Origin of the sequence: Sphingomonas insulae, from assembly GCF_010450875.1 — a bacterium.
GTDB lineage: Bacteria > Pseudomonadota > Alphaproteobacteria > Sphingomonadales > Sphingomonadaceae > Sphingomonas > Sphingomonas insulae.
Genome location: NZ_CP048422.1, coordinates 658,539 through 679,381, shown reverse-complemented (window position 1 = coordinate 679,381; position 20,843 = coordinate 658,539). Strand labels below are relative to the sequence as shown.

At 68.0% G+C, this 20,843-nt stretch carries 20 protein-coding genes, 1 tRNA gene and 1 pseudogene; 9 read left to right on the top strand and 13 right to left on the bottom strand.

The genetic code is table 11. From position 1 onward, the window contains the following. Positions 1–76 precede the first annotated feature (76 nt). Positions 77–163, top strand: a tRNA-Leu gene (locus GTH33_RS04795). Between the two features lie 51 nt (positions 164–214). On the opposite strand, the gene GTH33_RS04790 is transcribed toward GTH33_RS04795, so the two are convergent. From GTH33_RS04790 to GTH33_RS04760, 7 genes are all read right to left on the bottom strand, one after another. Beyond that, on the bottom strand, positions 215–826 hold the full coding sequence (locus GTH33_RS04790) for a PilZ domain-containing protein (protein ID WP_163957324.1): 612 nt from the start codon (positions 824–826) through the stop codon (positions 215–217). A 4-nt stretch (positions 827–830) separates the two neighbouring features. Continuing rightward, a complete protein-coding gene (locus GTH33_RS04785) occupies positions 831–1,061 on the bottom strand; it encodes a hypothetical protein (RefSeq protein ID WP_163957323.1) in 231 nt (76 codons plus the stop codon). A 2-nt stretch (positions 1,062–1,063) separates the two neighbouring features. Then, the gene (locus tag GTH33_RS04780) at positions 1,064–6,010 is read right to left on the bottom strand and encodes a DUF11 domain-containing protein (RefSeq protein WP_163957322.1); all 4,947 of its coding nucleotides are present in this window, start codon (positions 6,008–6,010) and stop codon (positions 1,064–1,066) included. Between the two features lie 96 nt (positions 6,011–6,106). Then, entirely contained in the window at positions 6,107–7,231 is a 1,125-nt protein-coding gene (locus GTH33_RS04775) for a DUF11 domain-containing protein (protein ID WP_163957321.1), read from the bottom strand. Positions 7,232–7,269: 38 nt separating this feature from the next. Continuing rightward, entirely contained in the window at positions 7,270–7,743 is a 474-nt protein-coding gene (locus GTH33_RS04770) for a hypothetical protein (protein WP_208404108.1), read from the bottom strand. A gap of 11 nt (positions 7,744–7,754) precedes the next feature. Then, the gene (locus tag GTH33_RS04765) at positions 7,755–8,681 is read right to left on the bottom strand and encodes a hypothetical protein (RefSeq protein ID WP_163957320.1); all 927 of its coding nucleotides are present in this window, start codon (positions 8,679–8,681) and stop codon (positions 7,755–7,757) included. Between the two features lie 312 nt (positions 8,682–8,993). Then, positions 8,994–9,461 carry a helix-turn-helix domain-containing protein gene (locus tag GTH33_RS04760; RefSeq protein ID WP_163957319.1) on the bottom strand — a complete coding sequence of 156 codons (468 nt, stop codon included), beginning with the start codon at positions 9,459–9,461 and terminating at the stop codon, positions 8,994–8,996. A 197-nt stretch (positions 9,462–9,658) separates the two neighbouring features. Between GTH33_RS04760 and GTH33_RS04755 the strand changes: the two genes are divergently transcribed. The 5 genes and pseudogenes from GTH33_RS04755 to GTH33_RS04735 all read left to right on the top strand — a co-directional run bounded on the left by GTH33_RS04755 (position 9,659) and on the right by GTH33_RS04735 (position 15,152). Beyond that, complete coding sequence (locus tag GTH33_RS04755) at positions 9,659–10,726, top strand: type III polyketide synthase (RefSeq protein WP_249054999.1); 1,068 nt, start codon at positions 9,659–9,661, stop codon at positions 10,724–10,726. Further along, positions 10,723–11,423 (top strand): annotated as a pseudogene (locus GTH33_RS04750) (methyltransferase domain-containing protein). Before GTH33_RS04755 ends, GTH33_RS04750 begins: the two are co-directional and overlap by 4 nt. Beyond that, positions 11,402–12,484 (top strand): NAD(P)/FAD-dependent oxidoreductase, encoded by a 1,083-nt coding sequence (locus GTH33_RS04745; RefSeq protein WP_163957317.1) that lies wholly within the window; start codon positions 11,402–11,404, stop codon positions 12,482–12,484. Before GTH33_RS04750 ends, GTH33_RS04745 begins: the two are co-directional and overlap by 22 nt. 38 nt (positions 12,485–12,522) lie before the next feature. Next, positions 12,523–12,918: a peptide-methionine (R)-S-oxide reductase MsrB gene (gene msrB / locus GTH33_RS04740; protein ID WP_163957316.1), complete on the top strand. Its 396-nt coding sequence runs from the start codon at positions 12,523–12,525 to the stop codon at positions 12,916–12,918. A gap of 47 nt (positions 12,919–12,965) precedes the next feature. Further along, on the top strand, positions 12,966–15,152 hold the full coding sequence (locus GTH33_RS04735) for a transglycosylase domain-containing protein (RefSeq protein ID WP_163957315.1): 2,187 nt from the start codon (positions 12,966–12,968) through the stop codon (positions 15,150–15,152). Here GTH33_RS04735 and GTH33_RS04730 read toward each other — a convergent pair. The 3 genes from GTH33_RS04730 to GTH33_RS04720 are packed head-to-tail and all read right to left on the bottom strand — an operon-like array spanning position 15,128 to position 16,824. Continuing rightward, the gene (locus GTH33_RS04730; protein WP_163957314.1) at positions 15,128–15,802 is read right to left on the bottom strand and encodes a M48 family metallopeptidase; all 675 of its coding nucleotides are present in this window, start codon (positions 15,800–15,802) and stop codon (positions 15,128–15,130) included. The two genes, GTH33_RS04735 and GTH33_RS04730, sit on opposite strands and share 25 nt — an antisense overlap. Beyond that, positions 15,799–16,227 (bottom strand): YcgN family cysteine cluster protein, encoded by a 429-nt coding sequence (locus tag GTH33_RS04725; protein ID WP_163957313.1) that lies wholly within the window; start codon positions 16,225–16,227, stop codon positions 15,799–15,801. The genes GTH33_RS04730 and GTH33_RS04725 overlap by 4 nt, the downstream gene beginning before the upstream one ends. Positions 16,228–16,236: 9 nt before the next feature. Further along, positions 16,237–16,824 carry an SCO family protein gene (locus GTH33_RS04720; RefSeq protein ID WP_163957312.1) on the bottom strand — a complete coding sequence of 196 codons (588 nt, stop codon included), beginning with the start codon at positions 16,822–16,824 and terminating at the stop codon, positions 16,237–16,239. Between the two features lie 63 nt (positions 16,825–16,887). Between GTH33_RS04720 and GTH33_RS04715 the strand changes: the two genes are divergently transcribed. Continuing rightward, positions 16,888–17,496: an ankyrin repeat domain-containing protein gene (locus GTH33_RS04715; RefSeq protein ID WP_163957311.1), complete on the top strand. Its 609-nt coding sequence runs from the start codon at positions 16,888–16,890 to the stop codon at positions 17,494–17,496. Positions 17,497–17,520: 24 nt separating this feature from the next. On the opposite strand, the gene GTH33_RS04710 is transcribed toward GTH33_RS04715, so the two are convergent. Both GTH33_RS04710 and GTH33_RS04705 read right to left on the bottom strand, forming a co-directional pair. Then, positions 17,521–18,186, bottom strand: a complete 666-nt coding sequence (locus tag GTH33_RS04710; RefSeq protein ID WP_163957310.1) for an HAD family hydrolase — start codon at positions 18,184–18,186, stop codon at positions 17,521–17,523. Continuing rightward, on the bottom strand, positions 18,183–18,863 hold the full coding sequence (locus GTH33_RS04705; RefSeq protein WP_163957309.1) for a YggS family pyridoxal phosphate-dependent enzyme: 681 nt from the start codon (positions 18,861–18,863) through the stop codon (positions 18,183–18,185). The genes GTH33_RS04710 and GTH33_RS04705 overlap by 4 nt, the downstream gene beginning before the upstream one ends. A gap of 21 nt (positions 18,864–18,884) precedes the next feature. On the opposite strand from GTH33_RS04705, the gene GTH33_RS04700 reads away from it, so the two are divergent. Beyond that, positions 18,885–19,406, top strand: coding sequence for a thiamine phosphate synthase (locus GTH33_RS04700; RefSeq protein WP_249054998.1), 522 nt, complete (start codon positions 18,885–18,887; stop codon positions 19,404–19,406). A 24-nt stretch (positions 19,407–19,430) separates the two neighbouring features. On the opposite strand, the gene GTH33_RS04695 is transcribed toward GTH33_RS04700, so the two are convergent. Then, complete coding sequence (locus GTH33_RS04695; protein WP_425543025.1) at positions 19,431–20,114, bottom strand: hypothetical protein; 684 nt, start codon at positions 20,112–20,114, stop codon at positions 19,431–19,433. Between the two features lie 260 nt (positions 20,115–20,374). Here GTH33_RS04695 and GTH33_RS04690 point away from each other — a divergent pair, with 260 nt between their 5' ends. Then, on the top strand, positions 20,375–20,818 hold the full coding sequence (locus tag GTH33_RS04690) for a DUF3576 domain-containing protein (RefSeq protein WP_163957308.1): 444 nt from the start codon (positions 20,375–20,377) through the stop codon (positions 20,816–20,818). Positions 20,819–20,843: the final 25 nt, after the last annotated feature.

Sequence of the window (20,843 nt, the reverse complement as noted above, 5' to 3'; positions counted from 1 at the left end):
ACGTTGCGGAGCGGGAAACGCTTTGCTAGGGGCCTGCGCCTGCCAGATGCCGGCTCAGCCCGGCGTTCTCACACGTGCGGCCGTGGCGGAATTGGTAGACGCGCAACGTTGAGGTCGTTGTGGGCGAAAGCCCGTGGAAGTTCGAGTCTTCTCGGCCGCACCACCTTTCATGCAGAACCGGCGATGGCACCCTCATGGTTTTGGGTGCGTCCCCTCATCCGCAACCGAGGACGCGCGACAGGCTGGCGAGCGGCAGCGGCGTGCAGAAGCGGAAACCGAAGCGATCGTCGCGGGTCCAGCATACCGATCCGAATGCGGCGACGTTTATCTCCGGTAACAGCACGCTGCCCGCCTGGCCGACCGGCACCAGCGCATCGCTGCGTAATTTCACGCCACCGGGCGAAATGTCGAGGATATCGACCGCCAGGCGCAGGTCGCCGATCCGCAGGCTCGCGCTCGCCTGCATCGCGAAACGCGGGGTACGCGCGACATGGCCGCGATCGTCGCGCAGGCAGAACACGCCGCCGACGTCCTGCGCCACCTCGAATTCCACGCCACCGCGAAAGCCGTTGACCCAACGGACCGTCGCCGCGACCTCCGGCAGGCCGCGTACCGCGATCAGCATCCGGTCGCCGACCATCGGCATCGCGGTAAAGCGCGCCATCAGCCCGTGGCTGGATATGTCGTGCACCAGGCACGCGCTTTCGCCGCCGGCGTACCGCACCCGGCCGATCAACAGAACGCTGGTATGGCGCCGTGTCCCCCGCCGCTGGTCGACATGCGTCGGCACCGGATCGTGGGTCGGCTTGATCGGACCGTGGAACATCGCCCTATGCCTTCGACGGGCTGGGATGCTGCGCGGTCACGGTGCGGATCATGCGGGATCGGAACTTGATCCGCTGCCAGAACGTCGCATCGGATATCCGCCATTCGCGGATGGCGTTCGCCACCTGGATGTCGATGGCGGCCTCCGCATCGTCCTGCGTCATCGCGGCGAAGCGCCGGGCGAGCGGCTCCAGGTTCGGCAACGCTGCGGTCGGATGCGCGGGAGAAGAGGGCATAATCATCGTCCGAACAAGGCACGGGTCGCGCCGCCGAGGGAAAGCTGGTCGAATTTCAGGCGCATCGTCACATACGGTCCCTGGCGGGTGTAGCGATCCGCCTCGAAATCCCGATCGCGATAGCCGGCGATGTTGTAGCCGGCGCTGATCCACAGATTGGGGGCGGGCGACACGCCGGCCGACGGCCCGCCGCTCCACGACCACACGCCGCGGTCCCAGGCGTGCTGCACCGATCCGGCGACGCCGATGTCGAAGCGGGTGCCGAGGTCCTGGCGCAGGTCGAACCCGACGACGTCGATGAACCCGTCGTAGACGTCATCGGCATAGCGACCGGCAACGTACTTGGCGCCGTAATAGAGCGTGGCTTCGAAACCGTGGCCGAGCCCTTCGGGACCACTGCGATAGTTGATCGCCAGATTGTTGACGACGCGCGAGGTCACCTGATCGCCCCCGCCATAGGCCGGCACGCCGAGCACGTTGCCGTCATCGAAGCTGCCATCGGCGCTGTCGTGGCGGAATTCGAGCCGTTCGAGCAGTGACCAGCGGCTGTCGAGCGGCCGCCATGCGAGCGCGAGGTCGGCGCTCGCCTGCGTCGCCACCGCACCGGACGCGTTGCGGACGCGGAAGGCGCGCAGGTTGGATGCGATCGTCCGGCCCTCGCCCAGCGTGCGCAACAGGCTGGTGACGATACCGAAGCGATCCTCGTTCTCGCCGTCGCGATATTCGAGGCGACCGGTCCACGACCAACGCTGTGCGCGATAGGTCGCCCCCAGCGTCGCGGCGGTGAAGTCGCGGTCGCCGACGCCGCCGTTGCCATCGATCACCCCGCCGGAGGCGACCGGCTGAAAGGCGTTGATGACCGCGCCGGCAGGCACGCGCCCGCGTACCGTGCTGGTCGCGTCCAGCGTCGCATCGACCGACCAGCGCTTGCCGAGCGGCAACGACTGGCTGAGGCCATATTGCGCGTAGGTGCGGCCACCGTTCTCGCCGATCGCCTGCTGGTTGAGCGTGCTCATCAGCTTGGCACCGGTCCAGGGCGCGACGTCGAAGCCGACCTGTGCGGTGTGCGCGGTATAATCCTTGCCGTTCGCAATCTCGTAGCCGGTGAGCAGGCGCAGGCCCGGCTTGATCCGCCATGCCGCGGTCAGCTGGTGCCGGGCCGGGAAATCGACCGACGCCTTGTCCCCGCCGGGTGCGAACTGCGTCTGCGCGGCGAGCGTCAGCTTGCCCGCGAACAGCGACTGCGTGCCGCCAAGGGTCAACAGCCGCGAATCACGGGCGCCCCCGTCCAGCCCGCGGTCGCTGGCGAACTGGCCGCCGACGAAGACCGTGCCGGCCGCACGGCGGTATTCCAGCCGCGCCTCGCCCGCCGTGCGCGTCGCCGGGCTGGCGAGCATATCCTGATGCCAGACGGTGCTGGTGACGCTCAGCCGGTCGGTCAGCGCGACGCGGCCGTCGATGCCGATCTTGCGCGTCGCCGCCTCGACCAGATTCTGCTGCCCGACGCCGAATCCACCGTCCTGCTGACGGACGTAGCCGAGCAGGTCGAGGCCGCCGCCATGATGCTCCGCTTCGGCCAGGAAGGCGATGTCGCGACCCAGGCCACGCTTGCCACCGGTGGCGAATTCGCCGCGGACCTCGGTCGCGGTGCCGAAGCGCGCCTTGACGTCGGCGCCCGCCACCGTCGCATTGCCTGCGGTTTCGTCGCGGATGACGCTGGCGCCGACGGTCACCCGGCCGAGCTTGGCGGCGACGCGCGCGGCGGCGGCGAGCTGTTCGGTCTTGCCGCCCTCCACCTCGTAGTCGGCGACGATGAAGATGGGATTGAGGCTGGCGTCGCGGCTCAGCACCGGGTTGCGGAAGCGTACCGTGCCGAGGCCGATGTCGATGTCGTAATCGATGTGGCGGGTCAGCTGCGTCGTCGACACGATCACTTCGGACCGGAAGCGGTCGCGCACCTCGATCCGCAGCTTGTCGCTGTTCGGTACGATGCCGCGCGCGCGCAACCGATAGGGTCCGGACAGGCCGTTGCCCTGGATCTCGTCGCGCGAATACAGCGTGTCGGTCTTCGCGGCGAAGCCCTGTACCGACAGCCTGCGCCCTTCATAGGCGGCCTTCACGCCGTTGAGGGTCCGGCTGTAGCGGGTCAGCTGGGTGTCGGTGAAGCCGGTCTCGAAGTCGCCGAACAGGGCGTAGAATTCGCGGCGCTCCAGCCGCAGGTACAGCTTGCGACGGGTCGCGGCGTCATACCCCTGCATGCTGCCATCGCCATACACCGTGTAATAGCGATCGGGATCGATCGTGCCGAGCAGGCCGCGGGTCGGATCGTACGCGCGATCGCTGTCATAGGCGATCGTCATCAACCACGATCCCTTGATGCGCCCCTTGGCATAGAAAGCGAGCTGACCGTCGGTGACGACCGCATTGCGCTCTGCCCTGGGCAACGAACGGCCATGCTTGCTGAGCATGTCGTAGCCGATGCTGCCCGCACCGAAGCCGACGACCATCCAGTCCTGCTGTGCGGCGTCCAGCCAGGCGCGGATCTCGCTGGTCCGGACCTGCTTGTCGTCGGTCAGGCTGACGACGGCATGGACGGCGCCCGCCTGCGTCGTCGGTTGCAGCGCGATGAAGGCATAACCGTCGTCGCCGACGACACGTGCGGTGGTGGCGGCGCGCTCGCGTCCGGCGAGCTGGCGACCCTGTTGCAGATCGGCTTCGATCGCCGCCTGATAGGGCTGGTCGATGCGGAACGGCACCAGCGTGCCGGCACGGACCGGACGACCGTCCTTGTCGGTGACGCGCACCGCGATCAGCGGCCGGTTGAGGCCGTCCGCCTTGAGGCGGCTCTTGCCTGGATCGACGATCGCCCTGACGCCGACGCCGCTATAGTGGACGACACGCTCCAGCGTCTGGACGACGTGGCCGTCGCCGGCGAGGATGCGCGCGACCAGACGGTTGTCGCCCGGCTGTAGCGGCAGGCCGTTCCACTTCGACACCGCGACCGCGCCGGCGGTGTCCGCGCCGTCGAAGGCGAGCGGATCGGTGCCGCGACCGTTGACGGTCAAGGCGACACGCTGATCGGGCGCATGTTTGATCGCGACGCGCAGCACCGGCGCGCGGGGATTGTGATCGACCTGCGGGAACAGCCAGTCGATGCCGGCCGCCTGTCCGCCCAGCCATTCGCGGTTGCCAGCGGCCGCGGCATCGTCGGCGACCGCGATCGGCAGCGCGTCGATGGCGGCGGCAGCCTTGCCGGTCGGCCGCAGCTGGAAGTCGACCCGCTTCATCACGCCGCCCTCCGCTTCCACGAAGCGCGATATCGCACTTTTCGCCTGGCGGGTGTCGACGTCGCAGGCGACCGGTGCGTAGCTGGCGGGGATGCTGGCGGTGTCCAGCTGGACGACGTGGCGGCCGGCGCGCACCCCTTCGAAATGATACAGGCCATCGCGGTCGGTGACGACGAAGGTGCCATCCTCCAGCAGCAGGCGGATACCCGCGATGCCCTTGCGCCGGTCGACCGGGTCGCCGCAATTCCCCTCCGTCACCCGCCCGATGACGGTCATGGCGTCGGTAAACAACAACGGGCGCAGGCGGACGGATGCCGCCGCCTGGTTGCTGGTCACGCGCCCGTCGCCGACGATCTGCGCGCGGTTCAGCGCCTCGCCGCTCGGCGCACCCGGTGCCACCGTCACGACGTAGCGAATATCGGCCGAACCGCTGGGGGCGATGGCGGGAATTGCGAAGGTCAGGTTGCGACCGTCAGGCGACACGGTCGGCTCGGCGCCGCCGCGGGTCGATCCGCGTTCGTAGCGGAGCCCCTGCGGCAGATAATCGGACAGGACCAGCCCGCTTGCCGGCACCGCATCGCGGTTCTGCACCTGCAGCCGGTACTGGATGAAATCGCCCGGCGAGGCATCGCGCACCGATGCGGTCTTGGTCAGCAGCAGCGTACCGTTACCGGGGCGGTCGAGCGGCACATCGACATAGACCGGGTCCTGGTTGGCCAGCGTCAGGAAGCCGCCATAGCTAGCATCGGCGATGATGAACCGGTCGCCGAGCGGGTCCTTCAAGGCCAGGAGCGTAGCGCGGTCGACCACCGACGGCGCGATGTATTCGCCGGGCGGCGTGATCTTGAGCGAATAGCGCCCAGGGCGCGCGAACGGGAAGCGGAAGCGCCCGGCCAGCGGGGCGTAGCGGCGACCGGAGGCATCGGTGACGGCGGCGCCGCTGACGACGGTCGCGGGATAGCGACTGATGCCGTCGTCGCCGAACACCGTCGCGGGCTGTCCGGCCTCGTCGAGCAACGTCACCTCGGCGCCGTCGATCACCGCACCGGTGCGCGAATCGAAGACATAGCCGGCCGGATCGATGAGCAGGTCGATCGACGAGCCGTAGCTGTACTGGTCCTCGGTGAAGCTCAGGCGCAGGTGATCGCCGCGCTTCAGGTTGAGCATGCAGGCGGATAGTTTCGGATCGCTGTTGTCGTTCGCCGCAGGCACGGCGCCGGCAAAGACGCCGGTGTTGGCGCCGGTTTCAAGCAACGGCAGCTTGCCGGCGATCTTGCCGGTGTCGAAATCGATCGTCACCGTCTCGCGGACCTGGGAATCGCGATTGGCGCCCTCCGCCTCGATGACCATGATGAGCGGCGAGGTGATATCGACCGCGGCGAGCGGCGGCGACACCGCCAGCGTCGCCGCATCGATCGGCGCCGGCGTGAATCGCGGCGGCGTGCCTTCGCAGGTCGCGCCGGTCGGCACATAGCCGTTGGGCAACAGGCGGAAGGTGAAGCTGGTCGGTCGCTTCGTCCGGGTGACATCCAGACCGACCGCGTTTGAACGCACGACCCGTTCGCCATCGCCGGCCCGGTAGGTCAGCGTGGCGATGTTCTCGACATGCGTCTGCGCGGCGGCCGGCAGCGTGCTACCAAGGCCTGCGACAAGCGCGAGCATGCGGAGGAAAGGCCGGAACATAGGCATAAGGGGGCCGTGTCCCGGCGCGGGGGTAACGCGCGCCGGGATCGGACAACTCCTTCCTGATCGAGGGGTTTAGTTGATCTTGACGCGGAAACTCGCCGCGACCGACGCGCCGCCGATCAGCGTCGGAATGGTCGCGGTCACCGTCTTCGTCGTGGCGTTGAACGACCCGCGGTACGGCCCGAGCGCCGGCGGCGTGCCGTCGTCGTTCTGCGTGAAGCCGTTGGTCAGGCAGACCCCTCCGGTGCCCAGGCCGCCGACGCTGATCGATCCCGGGACGTAGGTGGTATTGGCGGGGATGACGTCGGTCAGGTTGATGCCCGTCGCCGGGGTGAGCAGCGTGGAATTGGTGACGGTAAGGCAATATTGCACGATCGCACCCGGCAGCGCCTTGGGATTGAGCGCGCTGACGCCGTCGGACAGCACCGTCGCCGACTTCACCACCGACAGGTTCACCGCGGTGACGCCGATGTCGTACGCGCCATAGGCCCAGCCGGCGCCGTTGTTCGCCGTGTCGTAGCCGATCAGGCCGTCGTTATCGTCGTCGGCGAAGACGATATCGATCTCGTTGTCCTGATTGAGCGTGTTGAGCGGCGTCGGCACCAGCACGGGACCCAGCGTGCCCGTCGTGCCACCGGCGGCGACCGTCGCCTTCAGCCCGACCTGCGCCATCTTGCCGACCACGGTCGATGGAATGTCGCCGACCACGAACACCGTCGCATTGCCGTCGGGCGCGAGTTCGTCGATGAAGGTCTTGGTATCGACACCGGGGTCGTAGACGCCGTTGTTGTTGGAATCGACGAAGATCTTCAGGTTGTTCAGATCGAACGTGTCGGTTCCCGTCAGGATACCGGTCAGCACCGCCTGGTTCGCCGACAGCGCGAAATCCTGGATGCCGTTGGTGTTGTTGGTCACCTGGAACGTCGTATACGCATCGACCTGGTCCAGATTGACTTGCTTGGGCGTATTCGGCGTGGCGATGACCGTCAGGTTGACCTTGCGGTCGACCACGAAGGTCGCGGTGTTCGACGTCGCCGTGCCGGCGGTGCCGTTGACCGTATAGCTCGCCGTGGCGGTGTTGGTGATCGTCGTGCCGGCGACGGTGCCGGTGGTCGTAGACTGCGCGTGTGCAGTCCCGATCGACGCTATCGTGGCCGTACCGGCCAACAATAGGCGCCGCGCCCCTAGTGCGGACATGCGTGTTGCTCCCTGTTGAGATGGATTGCGTGGGTTGGTCATTTGAGGACGGCCTGGAACGCGAGTTCGCCCCCCTGCCCGGCCGCTACGGGGCTGGAGAGGCGCCACCGGACGTGGGTGACATCGTTGGCCGTCGCCGGCCGCGTCGCGCCATCGGGCGTCGTCACGCGAAGCCCGTCAAGGCTGCCATAGGTCTTGCCGTCCACCGACACCTCGGGCGCGGCGGATCCGGCGGCGGCGCCGCGGAACGCGACGTTGCGCGGTACTGGGTTGGCGAGGACGAGGTTGCCGATCGGCGCCGTCCCGCCGTTGCGATAGGCGAGGACGACGGTGATACGGTCGCCCGGCACCGCGCGGGTCGCCGGGATCATCGTCGTGGCGGTCGATCCGTCACGCGCCGCAACGCGTTTCTCGACCATCATCCGGGTCGTCATCGTCAGCGGGCCGGCGGCCGCCAGCGGTGCCGCCAGCACGAGGGCCGGTATGGCCGCCGCAAGGATACGAAGCGTCATCGTGAAGATCCTCATTGGATGGTGACTTGGAATTGAACGGTGCGCGTCGTCGCCGCGGCGATGTCGCCCAATGCGACGGCGACGGTGGCATCGTCCGCCTGGCCGGAATCGGCGTCGGCGGCGTCGCTGAGCGGTGCGCTGTCGAGTGTCAGGCTGCCCGGGACATAACGTGTGCCCTGCGGAACCGGATCGTCGATGCGCGCTGCCGCGGCGGGGCCGGTAAAGCGTGCCTCCAGCCGATAGGTGACGACGGCACCGGTCATCGGAACGGACGACCCGTCGGGTGCGCGGACGCTCTGCGACTTGAACAGGACGGGTGCCGCGTCCGTCGCCGCGCCGATCGGGACGGCCACCTCCGCCCGCGCCTGTGTCGCGCCGGTGACCGCATCGGATCCGGCATCCCCGCGCGCGGCGAACATCGTGCCTTCAGGGCCGCTGCCGGTCGCTGCCCGGGCAATGGCGGTGAGCGCCGTAGCGGTCACCGTCGCCGCCGCGGGATCGACCACCACCAGCAGGCGCAGCACCGCGCTGGGTTCCAGTTCTGCGGTGCGTCCACCCGCCAGCACCTGATCGATCGCAGCGTCGAAACGCCCGTCGCCGTCGCGATCGATGGCGATCAGGCGGACGCGGGCGGACGCATCGGACGGCAGCGCGAATAGGTCGAACGCCTCGTTCCCGTTGCCGCTGTTGGTCAGCAGCAGCGGCACGGCGGTACCGCCGGGCGTTACGTCGATGCGGTTTTCATCGGTGCGCGCGAGTTCGACGTCGAGCCGCTCGGCGACGGTCAGCGTTGCCGGATTGGAGCGGACGCTTCCGGCCGGATCGTCGCTGGTCGCCGTGGCGACGTTGGTGATCGCGACGCCAGCCCGCGTCTCTGCCATGGCGGGGTCGGCAAGCACGCTTAGCAACCCAAGGACGCAGGCGATCGCACGGATCACGGCGACACGCCACGATCCGCCGTCGACGATTCCCCCCCTGATCCCTGCCGAAGCCAATGCCCACCCCTGCTTTTTGCTCGGGGTGAGGATCGTCTGCTCTACTTAAGCAAAAACTACGGAACCAATTCGAGTGTCGATTGTTCGGGCGCACCCATTTTGGGTAATTTCATCGCGATGGGGGAACTTGCCTTCCACGAGACGAGTAGTCCTCGATCGTGCGGCGAAGCAACAGCTCCTGCCATCAATGCTGTAGTGCTGACCTATTTGATGTTCGGGTCGGTTTGGCGCATTCTAGCCGAATATCGGGTTATTTCAGGCGGCACCGAGGCGCCGAAGATACGCCGTTATGGCCGTATAGCCCGAATCACTCAGCGAGATTTCCATTCGGCGGCGGTCGACAGGATCGATCACGCGATCGATCAGCTTCAGCTTGTGCAAATGGTCGATCCAGCGCTGCGACGTCGTCACCGGCGCCTGCGCGCTGGCTACCAGGGTCTTGACGTTCATCGTCCGCCGCTCCTCGTGGGCGACGAACAGGGCAAGCAACATGTCCCACGCGGGCTCATGAAACAGTTCGGCAGGAAAGTGATCGAAGCGCGCCATGCGTTGCGCGAGCAGTTGCTTGGCGAGTTCGCGGGGGTCGAGCGCCGCCGCCCCCATGGGAACCCCGCTATCGGATTCATGCGCCAGCCGATCCGCTCGCGTGCCGAATTCCACAGCGATCGCAGACAGTTGTGAGGTCAGGTCCTTGACCAGACCGGCTATGGACTCGTTCGGCACGTCGCACTCCCCATAGCGTCGTTTGCTCGGGTCAACCTATCATTCGGATCGAAAAAAAGACAAGTATAACGGCTATATACCGCTCCTTATCGGAGCGGATTCGGACCTTTCGCCGGCGTCCGGCGCCGGCTGCATCCTTGTCGATGGACCAGACGTTGTTACTCCTCCCGCCCTACCCCGCGGATCGAAGGACAAGGGTGACCACCGATTTTGCCTATCTTAACGCCATCGGCACCGCCGTTCCGCCGCATGACGTCCATGACGCGTTCATCACATGGGCGAACCGCCGGGTAGAGGAACGCGCCCGTCCGCTGTTCGCACGGATGGCCGCCCGTGCCGGCATCGCGCACCGCTGGTCCGTCCTGCCGGGCGTCGATGGCGCCAGCGCGGTCGATCCCGGCGGCTTCTATGCCGCAGCGATGCCGGGTACGGCGGCGCGCATGGCGGTTTATGCGCGGGAAGCGCCGGAACTGGCGCTCGCCGCCGTGGCCGCCTTGCAGGAACGCGTCGGGCTGGACGGCATCACCCATCTGGTGGTGGCGAGTTGCACCGGTTTCGTCGCGCCCGGCATCGATCAGATCGTCGCTGCACGACTGGGCCTGCCCGCCGATGTCGAACGCCTGCTGGTCGGTTTCATGGGCTGTTACGCGGCGATCGTCGCCTTGCGCAGTGCCCGGCATATCGTCCGCTCCGATCCCGCCGCGCGGGTGCTGGTGGTGACGGTCGAGTTGTCGTCGCTGCATTTGCAGGACGACACGGCGGTCGAGCCGCTGCTCGCGATGCTGCAATTCGGCGACGGTGCCGCCGCCGCGCTGGTGACCGCGGATGCGCGCGGCATGGCGCTCGGCCAACCGTTCGCCGCCAATCTGCCCGATAGCGCCGATCTGATCCGCTGGGCGATCACCGATACGGGATTTGCCATGCATCTGGACGGGGCGGTGCCGGGCCGCATCGGCACCGCACTGGGCGAACCGGCCTTCGTCGCCACCATCACCGGCGGCACCACGCCCGCCGACCTGTTCTGGGCGGTGCATGCCGGTGGGCGGTCGATCCTGGACGCCGTGCAATCCGCCCTGTCGCTGCCGGCGGATGCACTGGCGGCGTCGCGGGCGGTGCTCGCCGACAACGGCAACATGTCGTCGGCGACGTTGATGTTCGTGCTCGCCCGGTTGCTCGCCGATCCACCGCAAGCGCGCGCGGGGGTTGCGCTCGCGTTCGGTCCGGGACTGGCTGCCGAGGGGCTGGCGTTGCGGTTCGCGACATGACGCTGGCCTTGCGCGCCCAGGCGGACGAATTGATGGATGCGGACGACCTGTCCGCTGCCACCTATGCGGCGGTCGTCGCCGATCTGGCGCGGGTGAACGTCGTCACCCTGGCGGCGCGGCCGACGCTTGGGTTCCTGGACCGGGTCACCCGCGGGCGAACGTCGCTGCGTCTGCTCGACGTGGGCTATGGCGATGGCGACATGCTGCGTCGGATCGCGCGCTGGTCGGCGCGCCGGGGTATCGCTGCCGAGCTGGTCGGCATCGACCTCAATCCCCGCAGCGAGGCGGCGGCGCGCCTGCACACGCCGCCCGTCCTGCCGGCCGGTACGTCGATCACATGGCGTACCGGCGATTACGCCGAACTGGCCGGCGGGGGTGGGATGCGATCGTGTCCAGCCTCGTCGCGCATCACATGACACGGCCGCAGCTGATCGCGTTCCTGCGGTTCATGGAGGCGGAGGCGCGGCACGGCTGGCTGGTCAACGACCTGCACCGTCATCGCGTCGCTTATGCGGGCTTTCCCGTGCTCGCGACGTTTGCCCGCTGGCATCCGATTGTCCGCCATGACGGCACCTTGTCGATCGCGCGGTCCTATCGCCCCGCCGAATGGCCGCCGTTGCTGGCCGAGGCAGGCATCGGCGATGCCCGGGTGTTCCGCGCCTTTCCGTTCCGGCTATGCGTCGAACGGCTGCGCTGATCGTCGGCGGCGGCCCGGCCGGATCCGCGGCTGCCATCCGCCTGGCGGCGGCGGGCGCGCAGCCCGTGATGGTCGAGCGCCATCCCGACGGCGATGCCCTTTGCGGCGGTTTCGTGAGCTGGCGGACGCTCGACAGGATCGCCCAGCTGGGCGTCGATGCCGACGCGCTCAACCGCGATCGACTGACCCGTGTGACGATTTTCGCCGGTGGCCGCGTACGTGAGGCGATGCTGCCCCGACCGGCGATCGGCGTCTCGCGACGGCGGCTGGACATACTGCTGCGACACGCGGCCATGCGAAGCGGGGTGGCGATCGAGACCGGCGCCACTGTTCGTCACGTCGACGGACTCACCGCGCATCTGGCCGACGGCGCGATGATCGCCGCCGACGCCCTGTTCCTGGCGACCGGCAAGCACGACCTGCGCGGACTGGCGCGGCCGGCATCGGCACGGGGCAGCGACCCCACGCTGGGCATCCGCGTCCGCCTGTCACCCGCACCGGCGCTGCGTCGCCTGCTGGACGGGCAGATCGAACTCCACCTGTTCGATCGCGGCTACGCGGGGATCGCCCTGCAGGAAGACGGCAGCGCCAACCTGTGCATGGCGGTGCATCGTTCGCGATTGCAGGACGCGGGCAGCCCCGCCGACCTGATCGCCAGCCTGGGCCGCGAACTGCCGCGACTGGGCGAACGGATCGCGCATCTCGCGCCACATGCGACCGTCGATGCGATCGCCAACGTACCCTATGGATGGCGTCAGCGGACCGGCACCCCCGGCCTGTTCCGGCTCGGCGATCAGGCGGGCGTGATCCCCAGCCTGGCCGGCGAAGGCATGGGCATCGCCCTTGCAAGCGGCATCGACGCCGCCGAGGCTTGGCGGATCGGCGGTCCCGCCGCGGCGACGGCGTGGCAGGAACGGTTCGCGCGCCGCCTCGCCCGGCCGATGGCGGTGGCCGGCGGCGTGCGTCGCATTGCGGAAAGCCGCTGGTCGGCGCCGGTCGTGGCGATGATGCCGGCCGCACTGATCCAGGTCATGGCTCATGCGACCAGAATGACCCCATAGCGGTTGACGCCGCCCCCTTCTCTCACAAGATTGGCTTTATGGATCAGCTCAACCTTTCGGAAGCCGAGTGGCGCAAGCGGCTCACGCCGGCGCAATATCACGTCCTGCGCGAAGCAGGCACCGAACGCGCCTTTGCCGGCGCACTCACCGACAACAAGGCAGATGGCACCTATTGCTGCGCCGCCTGCCATCTCGACCTGTTCGACAGCGCGGACAAATACGACAGCGGATCGGGCTGGCCGAGCTTCAGCCAGCCGATATCGCCCGATCGCGTGTCGGATCACACCGACACCAGCCACGGCATGACCCGGACGGAAACGCGTTGCGCGCGCTGCGACAGCCACATGGGCCACGTCTTTCCCGACGGCCCGCCGCCGACCGGCCTGCGCTATTGCATGAACTCGATCGCGCTGGAGTTTCGCGCGCGCAAGTAACGGCGGCTTGTAGGGGGGTGCGTTAACCGGTAATCGCAGCGGTCTTCATGGCCCGTGCGCGTACCCCCCGCTCCGCTCCCGTCCGCCGCTCGCCTTGGCGTCGACGGATCGTCGTCACCCTCCAGATCCTGATCGCGCTGGCGATCCTGGCGGTGGGTGCGCTGGCGATCGCCGTCTATGTCGCCCGCTCGCAGCTGCCGAGCTTCGACGAACTCAAATCCTCGCCCAACGGCCAGATGATCCGCGTCCACGCCGCCGACGGCAGCGTGATCGTGTCGATGGGGCCAAGCTATGGCGAATGGCTACCCTATGGCAGTATCCCGCAGGTGATGCGCGATGCGACCGTGGCGGTCGAGGATCGGCGTTTCTACAGCCATCCCGGCGTCGACCCGCTCGGCATCGCGCGATCGGTGATGGTCCGTTACGAACGCGGGCGCTGGATCCAGGGCGGATCGACCATCACCCAGCAGCTGGCGCGCAACGTCTTCCTCAACAACCAGAAGAAGTTCGGCCGCAAATTCCGCGAATGGATCCTGGCGCTCGCGCTGGAACGCAAGTTCAGCAAGGAACAGGTGCTCGAGCTGTACCTGAACAAGGTCTATTACGGCGGCGGCGCCTATGGCATCGATGCGGCGTCGCGCAAGTTCTTCGGTCACGGTGCCGAACGCCTCAGCCTGGCCGAGGCGGCGGTGATCGCCGGACTGGTGAAGGCACCTTCCAACTATTCGCCCACCGCCGACGCGCAGGCCGCCGTCGGCCGTGCCGGCGTCGTCCTGGATTCGATGGTGCGCTACGGCGCGATCACGCAATCGCAGGCGGACGATGCCAACCCCCGGTCGCTGGCGCTGGCGCCAGAGCCGCGCCAGAACAGCGCGCGCTACTTCACCGACTGGGCGCTGCCGCAGCTCGACACGCTGATCGACGAGACGGAGGCGCCGCTCGACGTGTGGACGACGCTCGATCTCGGCATGCAGCGCGACGCCGACGCGGCGGTGCGGGCCAATGCCCCCGCCGGTGCGCAGGGTGCGCTGGTCAGCCTGGACCGCGACGGCGCGGTCAAGGCGATGGTCGGCGGCAAGGACTATGTCGCCTCGATCTACAATCGCGCGACGCAGGCGCAGCGTCAGCCGGGTTCCGCCTTCAAGCTGTTCGTCTATCTCGCCGCGCTGGAGGCGGGGCATAAGCCCGAGGATACGATCGTCGACGAACCGGTGACGATCGACGGCTGGAGCCCGCGCAACGATTCGCGGCGCAATTCCGGGCAGGTGACGCTGCGCACCGCCTTCGCCTATTCGCTCAACACCGTGGCGGCCAAGCTGGGGCAGGAGGTGGGCTTCACCACCGTCGCCGACATGGCGCGGCGGTTCGGCATCACCACGCCGGTCAACACCCACCCCTCGATGGTGCTCGGCACGTCCGACGTCCGCCTCATCGACATGACCCGCGCCTTTGCAAGCGTCGCCAACAAGGGCGTCGCGATCACCCCCTATGGCATCACCAAGGTGACGGCGAACGGCCAGACGATCTACACGCACGAGGTCGACCGCAGCCACGTCCTCGTCGCGCCCTATGTCGCGGCACAGATGACCGACCTGTTGCAGACGGCGGTGAATACCGGCACCGGCCGCGCCGCCCAGATCGGCCGCCCGGTCGCGGGCAAGACCGGCACGACCAGCTCGTCCAAGGACGGCTGGTTCCTCGGCTTTTCCAGTGGGCTGACGACGGGGGTGTGGATGGGGCGCGACGATGCCCGTCCGATCAGCGGCCTGCACGGCGGCACCGCTCCCGCCCGCGCCTTCGCCGCATTCATGAAGCCGGCGACCGCCAGTCGTCCGATCGAACAGTTCGAAACGCAGGTGACCCTGCCCGAATGGCAGCTGGAGCCTGACGAGGAGACCTATTTCGGTCAGCCCGACAACGGCGGGATGATGGTGGACGAGGACGGCAATCCGATCCCTCAGCAGTCGCGCGACGAAGAGCAGCAGCAACAGGACGACGGCACCGTGCAGCCCGCAATCCCAACCCAGCCGCAGCAGCAGCTCGACGATCTGATCGATCGCGTGACCGGACACGACCAGCCCGGTGCCGATCGCCGCGAGGAGCGCCGCGACGATCGTCGCGATCCGGCGCTGCCGGGCCGCCAGCCGTCAGCGCGTGACGACCGCCGCGACTTTGCGCCGGCGACGCGACAGCCGCTGCAACGCCCGCTTCAGGACGATCGCCCGATCCAGTGAAGCCCCGCCCCATGTTCGCGCAACCACGCGCGTGCCGGGGTCGGATCGCCGCCGTACAGCTGCTCGACCAGGGCGTGAAAGGCGGGCGCATGGTTCATGTGCACGCGATGCGCGACCTCGTGTGCCACCGTCGCGCGCCGCACCCATCCCGGCGCCAGGATCAATCGCCAGCTGTACCGGATGACGCCGTCGTGCGCGCAGCTGCCCCACCGCCCGCGCGCATCGCCGATCGCGACCTTGCTGACGGTAACGCCGGCGCTGGCCGCATAATCGGCGGTGTCGGCGGCCAGCCGGTCGAGCGCCTGCCGCTTCAGCCACGCCTCGACCCGGCGTGGCAGGGTATCCAGCGGGCCGGACAGTGACAGCGTATCGCCGACCACCTCGATCCGTCGCCGGCTGCCGGCTTCCCAGACGATCGTCAGCGCCATGTCGGCGACGGTCAGCACCATGCCGGGCACGTAGGGTCGCGGCTGCGGCAGGCGGGCACGCTGTTCGGCGATCCAGCCGACCTTGCCCTGCGCCCAGGCGAGCGCCGGCTTCAGCGCGGCGCGTTTCGGCACCACCAGTCGCGCGACCCCGCTCGCCGGATCGATCGACAGCCTGATCCGCCGCGCCGTCGCATGGCGCACGACTTCGAACGGCGCGCTCACAGCTCCCGATCGACGATGTGGTTCTCCAGATCCCCGACGTCGTCCTCGCTCACCGTCCATCCGCGTACCGAAATGCCGGCGGTGTGCACGCTCTCCCGGTCGCCGCTGATCAGGTAATGCCAGTCGCGCAGCGGCTCGCCCGCGGCACGCAGCCGGTAGGCGCAGGTCGATGGCAGCCAGTCGATGCCGCGGACGTTGCCCGCGGTCAGGCGGACGCATTCCGGCACATAGGCGCGGCGATGCTTGTAGTCCGAACAGAAACCACTGCGCCGGTCGAGCAGGCGGCAGGCGACGTTGGTCGCCACGATCTCGCCCGTCTCGTCGTCTTCCAGCTTGTGGATGCAGCATTTGCCGCAGCCGTCGCACAGCGCTTCCCATTGTCCGCGATCGAGCTGCTCGATCGGCAACTCCCAGAACTTAACCATGGTATGTCGTCATGTTGCCCAGCGCTTGATCTCGTCCGCCACCGCCTGCGGCCCCTTGTCGGACGGCAGCAATGCGAGCGGCCTGCCGTCCGGATCCATCAGATAGGTGGTGCGGCTGTGGTTCACCAGATAGCCGCCGCCGGGCTGCGCATCGCCCTTGCCCGCGAACACGCCATAGGCCTTCGACACCGCCGCGATCTGTGCGGGCGTCCCGGTCAGTCCGACCATGCGCGGATGAAACGCCGCGACGAAGCCCTTGAGCACCGCCGGCGTGTCGCGTTCCGGATCGACGCTGACGAACACGGGGACGATCCGACCCGCCAGCGCCGGATCGCTCTTGTCGAGCATCGCCAGCCCCTTGCCGATCGCCGCGGCGTCGGTCGGGCAGACATCGGGGCAGAAGGTGTAGCCGAAATACATGATCCGGTATTTGCCGGCGAACGTGCGGTCGGTGACGGGGCGGCCGTCCTGATTCACCAGCGTGAACGGTCCGCCGATCCTGGCACCGGCGAGTGGCGGCGCTTCATGCGCGGTGCCGCCCGGCTGACAGGCGACGAGCGCGAATGCGGCGAAGGGGGCGAGACGCAAAATGTTCATGACCACGCCAGCTGTGATCTGTTACCGGCGAGCTAGCAAGCTTTCGTCTTTGAGGGACAATCCATGATCCGCCCGCACCTTTTCCTCGCGCTCGCCCTCACCACCGCCCTTGCCACCGTGGCGGTGCCGGCGACGGCGCAGCAGCAGTCGGAAAGCTATAAATTCCTGTCGGCGATCGAAAAGGAGGACGGCAAGGCCGTCACCACGATGATCGAGACGCCGGGCAGCACGATCATCAACACCAAGGCGGTGACGACCGGCAAGGGGGCGCTGCACATCCTGGTCGGTCATTCCGGCAGCATGTACGTGCAATATCTGCTGCAGCACAAAGCCGATCCGAATATCCGCGATGCCAAGGGCAACACGCCGCTGATGCTGGCGGCGCTGGCAGGGCGCGAGGACCTCGTCGATCTGTTGCTGACCTACAAGGCCAATCCGAACCTTGCCAACACGTCCGGTCAGACGGCGCTGATCCTGGCGGTCAACGCCCGCAACGAGGCGATCGCCCGCACGCTGATCGCCAAGGGCGCCGATCCCGACCAGACCGACAACATGGCCGGGCTGTCGGCGCGCGACTATGCGCTGCGCGATTCGCGCAACCCGGCGATGGTCGCGCTGTTCAAGGATGCGCCCAAGAAGGTCCGCGCGCAGGTGGCAGGCCCGAAGTTCTGACGCGTCGACGCGCCGTACGGGCGGTCACGCCCCGATGAGGCGCGCCACCGTCGCGAAATCCGCGGCGACCGCATCCACTCCGATGTCCAGCAACCGCGCATCGTGGCCCGCTGCGCAATGCGTGCCTGCGCACAAGCCGATGACGTAGCCGCCCGACGCGACCGCGCCGGTAGCGCCGACCGGCGAATCCTCGATGATCGCGCAATCCGCGATGTCCACGCCGATCGCCTTGGCCCCATGCCAATACAGGTCGGGCGCGGGCTTGCCGTTCGCGACATGCTCGCGGCCGCTGTAGATGTGGTCGCCGAACGCATCGGACATGCCGATGTGCTCCAGATGCCGCCTGATCCACCGCGTCGGGCTGGACGAGACGACGGCGCGCGGCAGGTCGGCGGGCAGCGCGCGAACGAACTCGACCGCGCCCAGCACCGCATCGATCCCCGCCGCCATCGCACGGGCATCCTCCGCCTCGCGCGCCGCTGCGAAGCTCGCCGGCAGCGGCCCGCCGATCCAGCGTTCGACGGCCATGCGGAAGTCGGCACCGGCAAGCCCCATGAAATTCGCCATCGAATCCTCGGGCGTGGTCGGATGCCCCGCCGCGGTCAGCCATTCGGCGATCTGGCGGTTACCGGCATATTCGCTTTCGATCAGCACTCCGTCGAAGTCGAACAGCAGCCCCTTGAACCTCATGCCGCCACTCCTCCGCGCGCACCGAACAGGGCGCTGCCGACGCGGACATGCGTCGCGCCCAGCGTCACCGCGGTCTCGTAATCCGACGACATGCCCATGCTGAGCCCCGTCAGGCCGGCATCGCGCGCCAGCTTTGCGAGCAACGCGAAATAAGGGGCCGGTTCGATGTCGGCGGGTGGAATGCACATCAGCCCGGCCACGGGCAGGCCGGCGCCTCGCGCCCGATCGAGCAGGGCGGCCAGATCGGCGATCGCACAGCCGCCCTTCTGCTCCTCCGCGCCGATATTCACCTGCAGGAAACAGTCCGGATGGCGCCCGACCTTGGCCATCGCCTTGCCCAGCGCATCCACCAGCGACGGCCGGTCGACCGCGTGGATCGCATCGAACATCGCGACCGCGTCCTCGGCCTTGTTCGACTGCAGCTGTCCGATCAGATGCAGCGAGACGTCCGGATAGGCCTCGCGCAACGACGGCCATTTGGCGGCGGCCTCCTGCACGCGGTTCTCACCGAACGCACGCTGTCCCGCCGTTAGCAGCGGGACGATCGCCTCGGGCGGATGCGTTTTCGACACGGCGATCAGCGTCACGTCAGCCGGCTCGCGGCCGGCGATACGCGCGGACTGTGCGATGCCGGACAGGACGGCATCGAGCGGATGCGGGGGAGTGGCAGCGGTCATGCGCGCCGCTATAGCGGGCTGGTGGCCAATCTGAACCGCAATTGCGATCCGCGCCGCCATGCCTGGCTGATGACCGACGAGCGGATCGGCGATGCGCTCATCCCGGTGATCCTCGGCTTGCCGCCGGGCGCGGGCGTGGTGTTCCGCCATTATGGACTGTCGCGGCGGGACCGTCACCGACTGTTCCTGCGCGTCCGCCGATTGGCGCAGGCGCGCGGCCTGCGGATCAGTGCGGTGGGCGGATTGCCCGGCGTGGCGACCCATAACGGACATCGCGCGCTGACCTATGCGGTGCACGACCGGCGCGAGGCGATTGCTGCCATGCGCGCAGGCGCGTCATGGCTGTTCGTATCGCCGCTCTTCGCCACCCGGTCGCACGCCGGTGCACGGCCGCTGGGTATGCGCAAGGCGACAGCGATCACGTCACGGTTGAACGTCGGACGCGTCGCCCTGGGCGGAATGACCGCACGGCGCTGGCTGCGGTTGCGACGTTACGGGTTCACCGGTTGGGCGGCCATCGACGGGTTGGTCCCCCCGCGCTGACCGCTTCATCCGGTCTTGCCGACCTTAGAAGCGGAAGGCGGTGCCCACGTATACCGACTGGCTGTCGCGCCGCGTGTCGTCGAGGCGGGCCAGCCGCTCACGATCGGAACGATAGCGCATGCCCGCCGTCACATCCAGATTGCGGGTGAGCGAATAGGAGCTGCTGACATCGACCGAATAGCTGGGCAGTTCCTGCGTCAGCTTCGGGGTGTTCTCCAGCGGACGGTCCGCCACCGCTACGATACGGCTGCTGGCGCGGCCCGTGCGATAGCTGAGCGCGACATCCGTCGATTCGCGGCTGCCCGGGATCGGCCCCAGATCGATGCGATTGACCGCACCCGATACCGCGAACCGTTTCCAGCCCACCGAGACGCCCAGATTGTAAGCGATCGGCTGGATACCGACGGTCGGTGTCGCCACCGCACCGCTGCGGCTGGTGTCGGCAAGCGCTGTGCGATTCGACCGGGCTCGGACTGCAACGGTCACCGCGCGCTTGTCCTGACGCGCCTCTGCCGGCGTGAACCGGAAATCCGCTCCGTCGAGGCCACCCCGCGCGATCGCCGCGGCCAGCCGCGGATCGGCCGCTGCCGGCGTGAACGATCCCGTGAAGCGCGGCATGATCGTGCGCTTGGCAGGCTGCACCCGTTCGCTCGCACCGAAAGCGGGCGCGACGATGACACCGGTAGCGACCAGCGCTCCCGCCATCATTACAGTCACTGCACGCCCTACGGCACGCTTCGCAAACACTAGCAGTCCCCTCGACTCCCGCTGCAACGCGCCTAACACGATTCCGGCTCGTGCCAATATGGAAGCTTTGCTGCCGGATGCATCATTTTGTCCGACTGTTGCAATAGGCACACAGATTCTGGAATGCGGCGCCCGTTTCCGGGGCGCCAAGCGTCGCTTGCGGGTGCACCGCCCTATCTATAGAGCGAAAGCGCCCTTTTTATCGCAGGACAGTTTCGCCCATGATCCGCTCGTTGCGCACCGCCCTCATGGTCGCCGCCATCGCCCTGCCGCTCGCCGCCTGCGGCGGCCGCGGCGGCAATGCTGTCGCCAAGACCGACCTCGCCGCTTCCAAGGTCACGACGATCGGCGTCAACGCCTATCTGTGGCGCGCCAGCCTCGACACGCTGTCCTTCATGCCGCTGGTGCAGACGGATTCGAACGGCGGCGTCATCGTCACCGACTGGTACGTCAATCCGCAGGTCCCGACCGAGCGGATGAAGGTCACCGTGTCGATCCTCGACCAGGACCTGCGTGCCGATGCGGTGCGCGTCGCGGCGCTGCGCGAGGTCAACCGTGGCGGCCAGTGGGTGTCCGCCCCGGTCGCCGCCGCCACCACGCAGAAGCTGGAGGACGTCATCCTCACCCGCGCCCGCGACCTGCGCCGCGCCTCTATTGCGGGTTGACGCCCGCATGCGGTGCCGGGCGCCC

Coding starts and splice junctions, on each gene's coding strand:
- GTH33_RS04790 (WP_163957324.1), bottom strand. CDS start 826: ATGTTCCACGGTCCGATCAAGCCGACCCACGATCCGGTGCCGACGCAT.
- GTH33_RS04705 (WP_163957309.1), bottom strand. CDS start 18,863: ATGACCGCTGCCACTCCCCCGCATCCGCTCGATGCCGTCCTGTCCGGC.
- GTH33_RS04720 (WP_163957312.1), bottom strand. CDS start 16,824: ATGAACATTTTGCGTCTCGCCCCCTTCGCCGCATTCGCGCTCGTCGCC.
- GTH33_RS04780 (WP_163957322.1), bottom strand. CDS start 6,010: ATGCTCGCGCTTGTCGCAGGCCTTGGTAGCACGCTGCCGGCCGCCGCG.
- msrB (WP_163957316.1), top strand. CDS start 12,523: ATGGATCAGCTCAACCTTTCGGAAGCCGAGTGGCGCAAGCGGCTCACG.
- GTH33_RS04745 (WP_163957317.1), top strand. CDS start 11,402: ATGCGTCGAACGGCTGCGCTGATCGTCGGCGGCGGCCCGGCCGGATCC.
- GTH33_RS04715 (WP_163957311.1), top strand. CDS start 16,888: ATGATCCGCCCGCACCTTTTCCTCGCGCTCGCCCTCACCACCGCCCTT.
- GTH33_RS04735 (WP_163957315.1), top strand. CDS start 12,966: ATGGCCCGTGCGCGTACCCCCCGCTCCGCTCCCGTCCGCCGCTCGCCT.
- GTH33_RS04775 (WP_163957321.1), bottom strand. CDS start 7,231: ATGTCCGCACTAGGGGCGCGGCGCCTATTGTTGGCCGGTACGGCCACG.
- GTH33_RS04690 (WP_163957308.1), top strand. CDS start 20,375: ATGATCCGCTCGTTGCGCACCGCCCTCATGGTCGCCGCCATCGCCCTG.
- GTH33_RS04725 (WP_163957313.1), bottom strand. CDS start 16,227: ATGGTTAAGTTCTGGGAGTTGCCGATCGAGCAGCTCGATCGCGGACAA.
- GTH33_RS04770 (WP_208404108.1), bottom strand. CDS start 7,743: ATGACGCTTCGTATCCTTGCGGCGGCCATACCGGCCCTCGTGCTGGCG.
- GTH33_RS04695 (WP_425543025.1), bottom strand. CDS start 20,114: ATGATGGCGGGAGCGCTGGTCGCTACCGGTGTCATCGTCGCGCCCGCT.
- GTH33_RS04710 (WP_163957310.1), bottom strand. CDS start 18,186: ATGAGGTTCAAGGGGCTGCTGTTCGACTTCGACGGAGTGCTGATCGAA.
- GTH33_RS04785 (WP_163957323.1), bottom strand. CDS start 1,061: ATGCCCTCTTCTCCCGCGCATCCGACCGCAGCGTTGCCGAACCTGGAG.